Source organism: Pseudomonas sp. REP124 (assembly GCF_020164475.1).
GTDB lineage: Bacteria > Pseudomonadota > Gammaproteobacteria > Pseudomonadales > Pseudomonadaceae > Aquipseudomonas.
In genome coordinates this window covers 23,902-37,136 of sequence record NZ_JAIQWX010000026.1, presented here as the reverse complement: position 1 = coordinate 37,136, position 13,235 = coordinate 23,902, and the positions used below count along the sequence as shown (strand labels likewise).

Sequence of the window (13,235 nt, the reverse complement as noted above, 5' to 3'; positions counted from 1 at the left end):
CAATGTGTGTAACATGCTTGACACACTTTTCCGGCGTCAAAAAGCCGCGCTTCGATCGCCTCGAAGCGCGCTTTTTTCTGATGGAAAACCCCGTGGAAAGGCTATTCCATGACGGTATCCGCGCGTTGTTCCACACCCCGACGGACCGCGTCATAGGCGACCCTGGGAACACCCGGCAATCGCTGCTCCAGCAGCGCGCTCAACGACTCCCCGGGCTCGAGATAGGCGTCGCCGAAATCGGCGCCAAGCTGATTGGGATGCGCGACGATTTCCAGCAGACCGTCGCTGGGCGGTGCGGCGTTGCGCAGATCCACCGGGGTACAGACATAGTCGGCAGTCGCCCCGGCCAGACTGCTCAGCCGATGATTGAGCAGCTCCTTGAACAGGCGCTTGGGCAGGCTGAGGTTTTGCCCAAGGTTGCGCGCCAGCCTTACCGGAACGCCCTGACGAGCCGCGAAGCGCGCAACGATCTCGCCGATCGGCCAGATGTTGTGCACGTGCTGATGCGAATCCAGATGGCTGGGGCGCAGTCCGTTGTCCAGACAGCGTTGCCATTGCGCCTGAAGTTCCTGCTCGACCGCCAGACGATCCTGGTGACCGAGCCACAGCCGGGTTCGTGGCACGCTCAAATCGAACTCGCCGGCGCTGTTGCAGAAGGCCGGGCGACTGAGGATGCGTCGGCTCAACGGCCGCCCGTAAGTCAGATTGAAATGCAGGCCGATGCGCCCTTCGAGCAACGGATGCCGCGCCAGTGCGCAGGCGGCCTCGAAGGCCGGCATGTTGGCCATCGCGGTGGCCGAGCTGATGAGCCCGGCCTGGAAGGCTCCCAGGATCACCGCGTTTTCACAGGCACTGAGGCCGAAATCGTCAGCGTTGACTATGACTTGCCGTGGCATGTTCGCCCTCCATGAGTGTGTCGACGGCTGCTGTCGCCTTGACCGTGATCGGCGCGACAGGAGCTGGTGCATTGACCGCTGCGGCGCGACGGGCCCGCCATTGTTGCAACAACGGTTTGCAAAGCTGCCAGAACCGCAGGGCAAGCCCCAGGGCCAAGCCGCTCGGGCGCCATGAATAAAAGCTCCAGCGCCAGTGTTCCATGTACCCGGTCATGCGCTCATGCAGTTGATGACTGGAATTTTCCAGGCTCACTCGCGATGCATCGACCCATTGCCAGTTGTCCTCCAGGCCCCAGCGAATCCACTCCTCGAGCAGTACCCGGCCACTGCCCAGATCGGCGTGCTGCGGCAGGAAGGCCAGGTTGTAGTCATACAGCCGACCCTGTTCCAGCAAGCCAAGACGGTAGCTGATGCAACGCCCCTCCAGTTCCAGGGTCACCACTCGCACCAGTCCCCGGGCGGCCAGCGCGGTAAAGGCTTCGTCCATCCATTGGCGACGATGTGGGTCGGCAAAAATGCCCACGCCTTCGTCGCCTTTCCAGCTCAAGGCCTCGACTTCGGCGAGCATCGCCAGCAGCGGCCGCATACTCAGGGCATCGGGAATGATGCGGCGTACCTGCGCGCCACAGGCGGCGATGCGCTTGCGGGCGCGGCGCAGCTTGTAGCGTGGATCCCCGGACACTTCCTGGTGATCGGCTTCGCTGATCCGGTGGACAGGCGCCCGACAACTCAAGCGCCGTTCGCCGGTGGAACTGCGCCCCAGCCACTGACCCAGCCCGCCGACTGCATCGAGCGATTCGCACAGCTCGTTGAGTTGCAACAGCGCATGGGGCAGTCGACGGCGGATCTCGCCCAGTACCTGGCGCATGTGCGCGGCATCCAGGCGAGTCAGCAGCGCCAGACGATCGGCCAGCGGGTACCCCAGATGATGCAGCACCCGAAAGGGCAATCCGCCGAAGCGCTCCACGCACGTCACCAGCGGCAGACACAACAGCAACTCGTCACCCTGCCAGCCGAGCAGCACATGCAAGCGCTGATCTGCCGGCAGGGCCTGTTCCGAGGCACACATCCATTCCAGCGCGTTGAACGGCGTGTGATCCTTCACCCGCAGCCGCAGAGCCTCATAAGCCTCTGCGGGGAAATCCGCGGCGCACAACGAAGCACGCCATTGCAATCGCACTGTCATAGGGTCATACCACCTTAGCTTGCGCAGATGAGCGTTCCGGCTTGCGCAGGGTGTCCAGGCGTGAGCCGGTGTAGCGGGTTTCGCGATAAAAACGCCAGCGGCCGAACAGTTGATACACGTTGGTGATCCGCCCCTGTTCCTCGTACCCGGTGCGGATATGCAGTTTCAAGGCCGGCACGTTATGCCACTCGCAAACATCCACAACCTTGTTGAAACCTTGCTCGAGCATGGCCTTCCACAGTTCTGTCTGCAGATCCATGGACAGCGACGTGCCCCAGTAACTGCGGCTCAACTCACCGCCGAATTCGAAAAACTCGCCGTCTTTCACCGGGAACCAGCAGCCGTAGTAATGCCGGTCGTGGTAGTCGCGACCGGCGCCCCAGATGAACGCCACCGCATCCCCGTTCTCGTCCAGATGCATCTGCCCGGTATGGCCTTCGCGGGCAAGCTCGGCCATGGTCTGTACGCGGTCGCCGAAGTGGCGGGCGAATGCTTTGGCGTTGCCCGGCGTGATGCTGACGACCTGCAAGGGCGGATAGGATCTGAGCTTGTGCGCCGGCACCGGGGTCACCAGGTCGCGCTCCATCCACAGTAGTTCCTGATGGGAAAAAATGTAGTGTTTCCAGACCTTTTTCAAAGTCGGACGCAGGCCATTGTGTTTAACGTGTTGGCTGAGTTTGTGCATTGCACCCATGATGTTGACTCCAGTCGGGTCGACCCGAAAGTGGCATGATCCGGTGCGCGCCGGAATGCCGGCACGACCAGGCTGCAGAGCGACAATCACGTGGCGTTCCATGTCAGGGCGAAAAGGGTTTGTCCCGGCAACTCGAAGCGCACGCGACCGTCTTTGCAGGTCGAGGGTGCGTCGCGGCTACGGTTGTCGGCGCCGAAGTATCGAAGCGATCCATTGGCCAGCGGGCAATGTACGCCGGCGATGTCGACTCGCTGCAGGCGTGATGCCTTGTTGACCCCCAGCAGACTGCGCTTGGAATCGTCGGCCATGGCCAGCACATCGACCTCGAACGCATCGTTCTCCAGGTACAGCACATCGTGCAGCCAATGTTGCTGGATGAATTGCTGGGCCAGGCCTACCGGTTTGAGTTCGAATCGATCGTCGCCCAGTACCCGCAGCATGCCCTTGGGGTACTCGGGCTCGTCGGCGGCCTGGAACCAGTTGAGCATCTCCAGCAAACCGTCCTGGGCTGAATTGATCGCCACCGAGGCCCACCAGAGCGAGGCGTAATGGGTCTCCTGATCGTAGGGGCTCAGGCTCGATCCGCTGGACATGTTGGTCTGGTCCAGCAGCAGCGCCTTGCGTGGTCGACCGTTGGCGTCCAGTCCCACCAGCTCGGCGGCGCGCTTCACACTGTCGCGGTAGACCCGAGTCGCCAGCAAATCGCGAATCATCCATTCGTGCCACGCCAGTGCATCGATGCTGTCGCCCGATTCGGCCAGCAGGCGTCGGGCCCAGTCGATCCCGCGCTTGTCGGCGGCGTTGTCGGCGAGCGGGCCGTTGACCAGTCGCGAACTGGCAGGCATGGCGATCCGAACGCCGGCCTTGGCGTTGTCGGGATTGGCGCGGACCTGGCGGGCCATGCTGGTGAAAATACGCTGGTAGCTTTGGTAGTCCGGATAGTTGAGGTTGGGCTCGTCGGCGAAACCGATGTAATGGGTGCCTTTGCCACCCAGGGCGCGGGTCGCGGCGAGCCAGGCGTCGAGGCCGGCATTGCTGGTGGTGTCGGCGCGCAGGTCGGCCTGGCGTTTGCTGCCGGCCAGCAGAGTGATGTCCTCAGTGATGCCGAAGCGTTGCTGATACAGCTGGCGAAAACCGTTTTCGTAGTCGGGCTGCCGGGCGGTGATATCGACGAAGCTGTAGTAAGACCCCGCCCGCGGTTTCAGCGCATCGAGCGCGGAATGGCTGGCGGGCGGCGGCATCACGTAGGGCAGGGCGATGCCCAGGTTCGGCGTGGTCCCCACCACCTTGTCGTGCACCGTCAGGCGAACCTGGCCCTGGTCTTCGCGCAGCGGTTTGAGCTGCTGCGCATTCTGCGCGAACAGATTGGCCGTGCCGTCGAGCCAGAACGCCGCCTTGCCGCTGCCTTGCAGGCGCAGGCGCCAAACCTGATCGGCGTTGGAAACCGGCAAGGCAACCTGATCGAACTGCCAGTAGGCACGGTACGGCTTGAGCGCCAGCGACAGCTGTTTGCCGTCTTCGACGCGCCGCGCCTGCAAGGCGCCGACACCGCCGTGGAACTTGCCGGCCAGAACGGCGTGTTCACCCGCCGCGACCTTGAAAAACAACTCGTCGCCGTCGCGGGTCTCGCTGCTGAAGTGCACTTTGGCCGGGGCGAACAACGCCACCGTGCGCTCGTCATGTTCGATCTTGTAGCGGCGGAAACTGTAGCCGGGAATCTCCAGGCGATAACTGGCGGCACCCGGTGCCAGCGGCCAGCTTTGCGTGCCGCGGGTTTCACTGGCGGCGATCCGGCGCTCGCCCGCCAGCCGGCCCTGGCCGTCAAGCAGGTACAGATGCTCTTCGTTCGCATCGGCTTGCCAGGCCGGCGCCCAGCGCACGGTCACGTTATCCGGAGAATCGGCTTGCAGGTACAGACTGCCGTCGCGGATGTCGGCCCAACGCATCGACCCCGCCCAGGCATCCAGCGACAGGCCCATGCTCACCGCCAGTGCGAAGTACTTCATGCCGACTTCCGTTGCAGGATGTGCAGCATCGGCGTCAGATCGCTGGGCAGGATGATCAGGGTTTGCCAGACCGGCACCCGGCTGAGGCGGCAATACAACACCAGCATCGCCAGCGTGACCGCCAGATAGGCGATGGACGAGGCGGCCGCGGCACCGACGATGCCGTACGCGGGAATCAACAACAGGTTCAGCGCCAGGTTAAGCAGCGCGCCGCAACCCATCATCAACGAAATCGAACCGGGTCGGTCCTTGCCCAGCAGGTCCAGGCGCAGAATGCTCGCGTAGCACAATCCCAAAAGTCCCGGCAGCAGCGCGAGCAGCGCCGGGTAGGCCGGCTGATAGGCCGCGCCGAACAGGGTGACGATCAGCCACTCGCCGATCACCGCCATGGTCAGGCAGGCGCCGAGCATGACCGTCGCCGTCAGCCGCAGGGCCAGCGGCGTGACCTTCTCGATCCCTTCTTCCTGTTGCAGCAACCGTTTCATCAGTGGCGTGGTCACCGCTTCCGGAACGATCAGCAGCAGCTCGGCGGCGGCGCTGGCCATCGCGTAGTGACCCAGTGCGGTACTGCCGAGCAGGGCGCCGATGAACAGGTAATCGGAGCGCAGAATCACTTGCTGGAACAACAGGTCCGGATGGCTGCGGGCGCTGTAGCGCAGCAGCTCGTTCTGGCTGGCGCGATCCCATTGCAGGGTGAGCGGCTGGTTACGCTTGAGCCACAGCCAGCCGACCAGTACCACCAGGCTGATGCCGGCCAGCCAACTGACCAGCGCCGCTTCCAGCGCGGCGCTTTTCCACATCCAGAACAGCGCCAGAAACAGCAGCAGCGGCGCCAGCGATTCGATCAGCCGCAAGGCGTTGAACGCCACCACGCCCCCCGACGCATTGTGCAAGGTCAGCAGACCACTCTTGAGCACGGTCAGCGGCACCGCCAGCAGCAACAGCCAGGCGAGCAGACCGAGCTGCATGGTGATGTCCAGTTCGCTGCCGAACTCGCGGGTCAGCGCCACCACCAGCAAGGTCAGCAAGCCGGCCAGCAGGCAGCCGAACACCAGCACCTGACTGAGCAGAAGACCCATCGAACGTTGCTTGGCCGCGTGATAGCCCACCGCCGAATTCAAGCCGCCGCTGGTGGCCGCGCTGATCAGGTCCGGCAGGGTGCTGAGCAAGGCGAACAATCCGCGCTCGCTGGGTCCGAGAATCCTGGCCAGCAACACATTGCGCAGCAAGCGCAGGGCAATCATTGCCAGCTTGGTGCCCATGCTCAGGGCCAGATGCTTGAGATAGCGATTACGGCTCATGGGCGTGCCCCGCGAAAAATACGCCAGGACAACAGCTCGGGATTTCGCGCGGTGCGCTGACTGACACCGAAGCGTGGCAAGGCCAGCGGGTCCTGGTCGCCGCGGTAGATCCCGGTTCCGGTGCCCAGGGCAAACCCGAACCGATGCGCCGCCACTGCCTGTCGCACCCGGGCATCGTGGTCGCCGTTGGGGTAGCAATACACCGGTAGCGGCCGGTTGCAGCCGTTCATCAGGGCCTGGCGGCTGCGTGTCAGTTCTTCATCCAGACGTTGATCGTCCAGGCCGGTTAGGATCGCATGACTGGCGCCGTGAGGGCCGAAGCGCACCAGCCCCGAAGCCTCCAGCGAGCGCACCTGATGCCAGTCCATGGCCTGGGGCAAGGACTGCTGTGGGCAGGCATCGGTCAAGCGATCGAGATCCAGTGGCGAGAGGCTTTTGAGCTGTTGCAGAAAGTGCAGCAGCGCCAGGCTGCGGCGTTGCTCGTCGCTATGTTCACACGCCTCGGGCAACGGCTGATCCATGCGCCGCAGGCAGTCGATCAAGCGTTGACGCGCCGGTTCGCCATGGCTGTTCCACAGGGTTTCGCCAATGCTTTCCCACCAAAAGCGCTGGCGGCTGCCGATGAAGTCCGTCGACAGAAAGATGCTCGCCGGCACCTGATATTTACGCAGCAGCGCGAAGGCATTGTCCGCGTTGTCGCGCCAACCGTCGTCGAAGGTCAGGGTCACTTTCGGCCGGTGCGAGCGCAAGCTCCCCGGTTGCAGGATGTCCATCAGCGGCACGCAATCGAAATGCTTTTTCAGCCAGACCAGCAAATGCTCGAAAGCCTTGGGCCCCACGCACAATTCATTGCGATGGGGCAGTTCGGCGGCGTTGTCGTCGGCCAGCACCCGGTGCAACATCAGGATCACGCCGGCGCCGTCCAGTTGCTGGCGTCCGACTGGAGAATGCAGGTACAGCCAGCCGCTGGTTCGCTTGAAGAGTTGTTTGATCGCCATGGCATCTGATCTCATCGATTCTGTTCGGGATTCCATTGCGCATAGCGCTGGCCACGCAGGAATTGCCACAGGCCGATGCTCATGCCGACAAGCGTCACCAGCAGGAATGCGGCCAGGCGAAAGGGTTTGGGCAGACGGTGCTGCGCATCCAGCAGGCCGGCGATGGCCACTGTGTAACCGAACAACTGCGCGACCAGGCTCAGGCGGTAAAAGCCATGCTCATCCCACAGCCACAGATTGCTCAGCAGCAACGGCAGCAGGAGGACCGGGGCCAGGCGCCGGATCAATTTGTGGCTGATCAACGCAATTGCGTACAGGCCGTGGCGCAGCGGATTGAGCAATTCGCGGCGCTGCGCCAGGCTTTGCAAGCCACCGACGGTGACCCGCTGGCGACGCCGAAACTGTTTGTCGGCTTCATCCACGCCGGTGTCGGTGACCCGCGCTTGGGGCACGTAGATGATCCGCTTGCCGGCAACCGGCGCGCAGGTGCTGATGAAAAAGTCGTCGTTGACCTCGGCCGGCACGTTCTGGAACAGCTCCCGGCGCAGCGCAAGCAACGCGCCGTCGGCCGAGACCATGCAGCCGGTGCGATTTTCCACCTTGCGCACCCAGCCTTCGTAGTGCCGATACAGGCTGTCGCCGATGCTCAGCCCCTTGCCCGTCACCGGGATCAGCATGTGCCCGGCGCAGGCGCCGACCCGGGGATCGACCAGGGGCGCGAGCAAATGGCCCAGGGTGTCGGTGGCCCATTGATTGTCGGCGTCGGTGAACACCAGAATCTCGCCAGTGCTCAGGGCGGCGCCGGCATTGAGCGTGGCGGCCTTGCCCTGGCGTGGCAGGTCGAGCACGGTGATCCGTTGGTCGACCACCTTGCGCGCGCAGGCCACGGTGTCGTCGGTGGAACCGTCGCTGGCCAGGATGATTTGCAGCGAGCGCGCCTGATAATCCTGGGCCAGCACGGTGCGCAATTTCTCTTCGATGTGCCGCGCCTCGTTGTGTGCGGCAATCACGATGCTCACGTCCATCGGCGGCGCCGGCGCATGACGCCGCGACGGGAAAAACGGCGCCAGCATTGTCAGCAGCAGCGGATAACCGAGCCAGGCGTAGACCGGTAATAACAGGCACGACCAGAAAATGAATTCAGCCACGGGCAGGCCTCCTGGCATTCCATTGACACAGACTGAGAATCAAACCGGCGCCTGCCAGGTGCAGGCGCACCCAGTGCAGCCCCCACAGTTGCAGGGTCAGCAGCGGGTCGCGGTGCCTGAAACTCTGGCGCAGGCTTAGCGCCAGGGCAGGCAGGACAGTGAGCATCAGCATGATCGCGGCATGGTGTGGATAGCCGCCGAGCAGGGCGGAAATGGCCATGAAATCGATGATCCACGCCGCGATGGACAGCAGCGGAAAGCGCAGCAGGCGCAGGCTCGGACCCTGGGCCTGGAGCAACTGCAAAAGACTGCCCTGACGCCAGAGTTCCTTGCCCATCCATTCGCGCCAGCTGGCTTCGTAACCCCAGTGCAGCGCGACGCTTTGATTGACCGCGAGCAGACAGGCTCCGCTGGCGGCCATGCGCAGAGTGAGTTCCTTGTCTTCGCCGGTACGCAGGTTTTCGTTGAAGCCTTCGGCCCGGTCGAACCAGCAGCGACGCATCAACAGATTGGCACTGGGCAACCACTGCACCTCCTGGGCACGTTGCGCGCCGGGGCGCAGGGTGCGGCGTTGCCACGCGCCGGCGTACCAGGGCGCTTGGGCCGGTGTGTGCAGATCCAGGCCCATGACATCGCCCCGGCCTTCCGACTCCATGCGCAGCAACAGCGTCAGCCAGTTTTCCGGCAGCTCGATATCGGCGTCGATGAAGGCCAGCCATTCGCCGTGGGCGACGGCCGCGCCGCGATTGCGCAAGGCACCGATGAGCAGGCCCGGCAACACCAGCACCTGCGCCCCGAACTGCCGGGCAATCTGTGGTCCTTCGTCGCTGGAGCCGTTGTCGGCCACGATCAGCTGGCATTCCAGGCCCGCAAAGTTGGCGGCGCGTTGCGCAGCCATCAAGGTGCGGGCGATATGCCCGGCTTCGTTGTACATCGGAATCACGATACTGACGCAGCTCATGAATGCTTCTCCGTCACTGGATTTTCTTCGGCCTTCAGGCGCAGCACCCAGGTCATGGCGAGCATGATCCAGAGGTATTTCTGATTGGGCGCGCTGAGGAACATCAGGAACAACGTCAACGAGAGGAAACTCATGCCCAGGTGAGTCATCAGGTCGGCCTGTCGCCAGTCATGGCGCTGCATCCAGGTCCGTCGGGCGCGCATCAGGTTGTACAGCCCCAAAGCCAGCATGCCGACGAACAGCAAACCGGCGGGAACCCCCAGTTCACTGAAGATTTCCAGGTAGGTGTTGTGGGCACGGCGATACAGGTCACCGATCTTGCGATTGGCGGAAAATGCCTTGGCATAACCGGTGGTGGCGTAGTGCAGCGGGAAGGTGCCGGGACCTGTGCCCAACAATGGGTTTTCACTGATCATCTGGCTGCCGACCACAATGTAGGACGCGCGCCGGCCGAGGGATTCGTCCTGGGCCTTGGCCCCCGAACTCAGAATGCTCAAGGACTGGATGCGCGCCACGTAACCGGCCGGCATCGCGTAGATCGCCAGCGGAATCACGATGGTCAGGCCCAGCATGGCGAAGCCCAGATGACGTGGACGGATGCGTGACAGGTGCGCGCGATAGTGCCACAGGCCGATCATCAGGCTGAGGAACAACACCACCAGTCCGGAACGGGATTCGGTCTTGGTCATGCCCCCCAGCAGCAAGATGAAGCAGCCGAGCCAGAACAGCCGATGCAGCGGGTTCGGGCCACGGATCACCAGCAGCAGGGCCAGCGGTACGGCGAAGGCGATCAGCATGGCAAAAGCGTTGGGGTCTTCCAGCAGGCCGGCGGCGCGACCCTGATCCTGGTAGCGGGCGGAAAACATCGCCAGCGCGCAGGTGAGGGTGACGCTGAGGGTCACCAGTCTGGCGAACAGGTCCATGTTCATCTCACGCCCGATCAGCAGCGTGATCACAAACAGGATCAAGCCCACGCTCAACTCACGCAGATGACCCAGGGACATGCCCATGTCGTCGGTGTTGAGCAGACTCAACAGATACAAGGCCATGAAGGCGATCAGATAACGCCACAGGTTGCTGCGCAGGCGCTCGGCCGGAATCTGCCGCAGCACCAGTTGCATCATCAGAATCAGCGCCAGCGAGGCACCGATCAGTTTGGTGCCGGACAACGCGCTGTCCTTGAAAAAGCCTTCCAGGGGAATCAGTGCCGCGATGCCCAGCAGGCCCCAGGACGGCTTGCGGTAGAGGGTCGCGACACCGATCAGGCCCAACACCGCTCCCGGCGCCAGGAATGGATAAGGGGTGATCAGCAGTGCAAGGCACACCAGCCCCACCAGACTGACGATCGAGAGCGGGAAAATCATGCGCGTGTCTCCCGTGCAGTGCGGATGTACAGCTGCGACCAGCGTTCAGCCAGGGCCTTGAGGTCATAGCGATCCATTTGCGTGCGTCTGGCGTTGTAGCTCAGCTCGCGGCCCAGCGCCGGGTCACTCAGCAGGGCGTCGATCTGTCGGGCGAGCGCGGGGACGTCGGCAGGCGTCGCCAGCAAACCGTTGTGCCCGTCCTGCAGCACATCGGGAATCCCGCCGACGCCGAAGGCCACTACCGGCACCCCGGCCTGCATGGCCTCAAGCAGAATCATCGGTGTGCCTTCGGTGCGCGAACTGATCACCAGCGCGTCGAGTTGCCGCCACCAGGGGCGCATGTCGTTCTGGTAACCGGGCAGGCTGATGCGTGACGCCAGACCGGCCTCCTCGATTTGCCCCAGTAGACGGTCACGCTCGGGACCGTCGCCCAGCATCACCGCGTCCAGTTGCGAGTGGCGCCAGCACAACGGGACCAGCGCATCGAGAAACAGATCGGGGCCTTTCTCGCTGCTCAGGCGCCCGACGTAACCGACCAGCCGGCGCTTGCGGTCGATGGCCGGCGACGGCGCATCGAGAGCGGCGGGCAGGCCGTTGGGGATCACTTGCAGCTTCTCGGCATCCACGCTGGCCTGGCGACACAGCGTGGCGATGCTCTCGGCCACGCACACCACACGGCTGACCGAGGCGGTGCGGCACAGTTGCAGGCTCAGCCAGGTGTAGAACTTCTGCTTGCGACTGCGTGGCGTGAATCCGTGCTGGGTGATCACCAGCGGCAGGCGCAACAGGGTTGCGCCGATCCAGCCGAACAGCAGGCCCTTGAAGTTGTGCGTGTTGATCAACGGCCGCTCCGCCCGGCGCTGGCGCAAGTGCGCCAGCAAGGCTCCCAGTCCCGTGCAGCCGCGACAGTCCACCCCGGCCTCGCGAAACCGCGCGAGCAACTCGTAGGGTGCATCGAGAAACAGCACCTGATGTTGTCCGGGGGTCGCAAGGCAATGGTCGAGCAACATCCGCTCGGCGCCGTAGAAACCGCCGCTGCTGAGCAAATGAATGATCGGCAGCGGTGGGGTGAAGGGCGCGTTCAATTGCGCACCCAATGGACCAGCCCCGGCACGCTCCAGCTCTTGTTCGCACTGGTGGGCTCGACGTTCTGTTCGTTGATCACCAGCAGCACCGGCAGGCCCAGCTCATGGCTGATTTGTGCAGGGTGCTTGAAGCGGTGGTCGAAGAACTCACGCACGTACACCAGGGCAATCGCCAGCAGCAGACCGGTGAACAATCCGAACGGAATGATCAGCATCGGCTTGGGAAACGCCGCTTCGGTCGGCTCGAACGGTGGGCTCAGGACCCGGGCGTTGGACAGGTCGTTGTCCAGCGAACGGGCGGTGCTGCTTTCGGCGAAACGCTGGGCGTAGGTGGAGAATGCCGCGTGCAGGGCGTCGATTTCAGTGTCCACCTGGCGCAACTTGCTCTGGGTTTCCTGCAACAGGTGAATACGGTTCTTGTACTCGGCGATGCGCGCGGTCTTCTGCTCGATCACCGAGCTGACGATCGCCAGGTCGTTGGTGCGCTCCTGAATGCGATTGCTGACCACCTTGAGGAACTGCTGGCGGGTGCGGGCGATCTGCTCGCGGGTCAACAGCATCGGTTCACTGCCGGGCTGGAAAATTGCCAGGTCGTTCATGTAGCGGCTGACCTGGCTGGTCAGCGCCTCGCCCATCTGTTTGATCTCGCGATCTTCGAAGGCGACGTTGTCCACGGTGGTGGTGAAGGTGTAGGGGAAGGTGTAGTCGTTGAGTTTGGAATCCTTGGCGGCGGCCAGGCTGGTTTTCAGGTAGTCGAGCCAGCGCTGGCTTTGCAGCAGGCGATCGCGGTACAGGTTGAGCGCCTGTTCCTCGGTGTTGATTGCGTTCAGGCGAAAGGTGATTTCTTCCTTGGGATCAGACGCGCCCACCGCTTCGAGCAAGGACTGGCGGTTGCCTTCCAGGCCGTTGAGGCGCACCTGATACTGGGTCTTCTTGGATTCATAGAAGCTTTGCGGCAGATCGATCGATTGCAGCGCCTGGCGACTGACCAGATAGTTTTGCAGCAGCGCCGCGACGAACTTCGTGCCCTGTGCCGGGTCCGGGAAACTGTAGATGATCGAGATCACGTTGGAGCCGGGCAGGGTTTCGATCTTCAGGCTATCGATCGCTTGTTGGGTCAAGCCGTCCAGAGCGGTGTCGCGCACCGGATCGGTTTCCATGCCCAACGCCGACTTCAGGGGATTGATCATGTGCTCGCGCAACGGCGTGACCACATGATTTTTCAGCGGTTGCGCCACCAGTTTGTCGAACATGCCCGGTGGCGGACTGTACTCACCGGCATCGCGCAGTTCGCTGATGGTCTGCCGGATCAGGGCGGGCGAGCGCAGGATATTGCTCTCGGTTTCCATGTCCGCCAGAGAAGGGGGAATGAAGGTGGCGTTCTCCTGATTGAGCGACGTGGTGGCGTCGCCCTGGGAAAGCTTTTTCGACTGCACGATCACCTGCGCGGTGATATCGAAGCTCTGCTTGAGCAACAGCGGCAGCACCAGGGCAATCACTGCAAAGACCAGGAACACACGCTTCACCAGCTGCTTGTTGGCGAAGAAGATCCTGAAGAACTCGTGCAGGTAGTTTTCCTTTGGATTCATGTCAGAT

At 63.1% G+C, this 13,235-nt stretch carries 11 protein-coding genes; all 11 read right to left on the bottom strand.

The features are described 5' to 3' along the window. Window positions 1-101: 101 nt before the first annotated feature. The 11 genes from K9857_RS09205 to K9857_RS09155 all read right to left on the bottom strand — a co-directional run bounded on the left by K9857_RS09205 (window position 102) and on the right by K9857_RS09155 (window position 13,228). Window positions 102-896 carry a ChbG/HpnK family deacetylase gene (locus K9857_RS09205; protein ID WP_224535074.1) on the bottom strand — a complete coding sequence of 265 codons (795 nt, stop codon included), beginning with the start codon at window positions 894-896 and terminating at the stop codon, window positions 102-104. After that, a complete protein-coding gene (locus tag K9857_RS09200) occupies window positions 868-2,082 on the bottom strand; it encodes a GNAT family N-acetyltransferase (RefSeq protein WP_224535071.1) in 1,215 nt (404 codons plus the stop codon). The genes K9857_RS09205 and K9857_RS09200 overlap by 29 nt, the downstream gene beginning before the upstream one ends. Before the next feature lie 4 nt (window positions 2,083-2,086). Then, a complete protein-coding gene (locus K9857_RS09195; protein WP_224535069.1) occupies window positions 2,087-2,776 on the bottom strand; it encodes an N-acetyltransferase in 690 nt (229 codons plus the stop codon). Window positions 2,777-2,862: 86 nt separating this feature from the next. After that, a complete protein-coding gene (locus K9857_RS09190; protein ID WP_224535067.1) occupies window positions 2,863-4,782 on the bottom strand; it encodes a hypothetical protein in 1,920 nt (639 codons plus the stop codon). Next, the gene (locus K9857_RS09185) at window positions 4,779-6,083 is read right to left on the bottom strand and encodes a lipopolysaccharide biosynthesis protein (RefSeq protein WP_224535065.1); all 1,305 of its coding nucleotides are present in this window, start codon (window positions 6,081-6,083) and stop codon (window positions 4,779-4,781) included. Before K9857_RS09185 ends, K9857_RS09190 begins: the two co-directional genes overlap by 4 nt. Next, on the bottom strand, window positions 6,080-7,081 hold the full coding sequence (locus K9857_RS09180) for a polysaccharide deacetylase family protein (RefSeq protein ID WP_224535063.1): 1,002 nt from the start codon (window positions 7,079-7,081) through the stop codon (window positions 6,080-6,082). The genes K9857_RS09185 and K9857_RS09180 overlap by 4 nt, the downstream gene beginning before the upstream one ends. Window positions 7,082-7,092: 11 nt before the next feature. Then, window positions 7,093-8,229, bottom strand: coding sequence for a glycosyltransferase family 2 protein (locus K9857_RS09175; protein WP_224535061.1), 1,137 nt, complete (start codon window positions 8,227-8,229; stop codon window positions 7,093-7,095). After that, window positions 8,222-9,190, bottom strand: coding sequence for a glycosyltransferase (locus K9857_RS09170; protein ID WP_224535059.1), 969 nt, complete (start codon window positions 9,188-9,190; stop codon window positions 8,222-8,224). Before K9857_RS09170 ends, K9857_RS09175 begins: the two co-directional genes overlap by 8 nt. Further along, window positions 9,187-10,554, bottom strand: a complete 1,368-nt coding sequence (locus K9857_RS09165) for an O-antigen ligase family protein (RefSeq protein WP_224535057.1) — start codon at window positions 10,552-10,554, stop codon at window positions 9,187-9,189. Before K9857_RS09165 ends, K9857_RS09170 begins: the two co-directional genes overlap by 4 nt. Next, entirely contained in the window at window positions 10,551-11,639 is a 1,089-nt protein-coding gene (locus K9857_RS09160) for a glycosyltransferase family 4 protein (protein ID WP_224535055.1), read from the bottom strand. The genes K9857_RS09165 and K9857_RS09160 overlap by 4 nt, the downstream gene beginning before the upstream one ends. Then, window positions 11,636-13,228 (bottom strand): GumC family protein, encoded by a 1,593-nt coding sequence (locus tag K9857_RS09155; RefSeq protein WP_224535053.1) that lies wholly within the window; start codon window positions 13,226-13,228, stop codon window positions 11,636-11,638. Before K9857_RS09155 ends, K9857_RS09160 begins: the two co-directional genes overlap by 4 nt. Window positions 13,229-13,235 lie beyond the last annotated feature (7 nt).

Excerpts from the sequence above, each read along its gene's own strand:
- K9857_RS09185 (WP_224535065.1), bottom strand. The coding sequence starts at position 6,083 with ATGAGCCGTAATCGCTATCTCAAGCATCTGGCCCTGAGCATGGGCACC.
- K9857_RS09190 (WP_224535067.1), bottom strand. The coding sequence starts at position 4,782 with ATGAAGTACTTCGCACTGGCGGTGAGCATGGGCCTGTCGCTGGATGCC.
- K9857_RS09205 (WP_224535074.1), bottom strand. The coding sequence starts at position 896 with ATGCCACGGCAAGTCATAGTCAACGCTGACGATTTCGGCCTCAGTGCC.
- K9857_RS09155 (WP_224535053.1), bottom strand. The coding sequence starts at position 13,228 with ATGAATCCAAAGGAAAACTACCTGCACGAGTTCTTCAGGATCTTCTTC.
- K9857_RS09170 (WP_224535059.1), bottom strand. The coding sequence starts at position 9,190 with ATGAGCTGCGTCAGTATCGTGATTCCGATGTACAACGAAGCCGGGCAT.
- K9857_RS09195 (WP_224535069.1), bottom strand. The coding sequence starts at position 2,776 with ATGGGTGCAATGCACAAACTCAGCCAACACGTTAAACACAATGGCCTG.
- K9857_RS09180 (WP_224535063.1), bottom strand. The coding sequence starts at position 7,081 with ATGGCGATCAAACAACTCTTCAAGCGAACCAGCGGCTGGCTGTACCTG.
- K9857_RS09200 (WP_224535071.1), bottom strand. The coding sequence starts at position 2,082 with ATGACAGTGCGATTGCAATGGCGTGCTTCGTTGTGCGCCGCGGATTTC.
- K9857_RS09165 (WP_224535057.1), bottom strand. The coding sequence starts at position 10,554 with ATGATTTTCCCGCTCTCGATCGTCAGTCTGGTGGGGCTGGTGTGCCTT.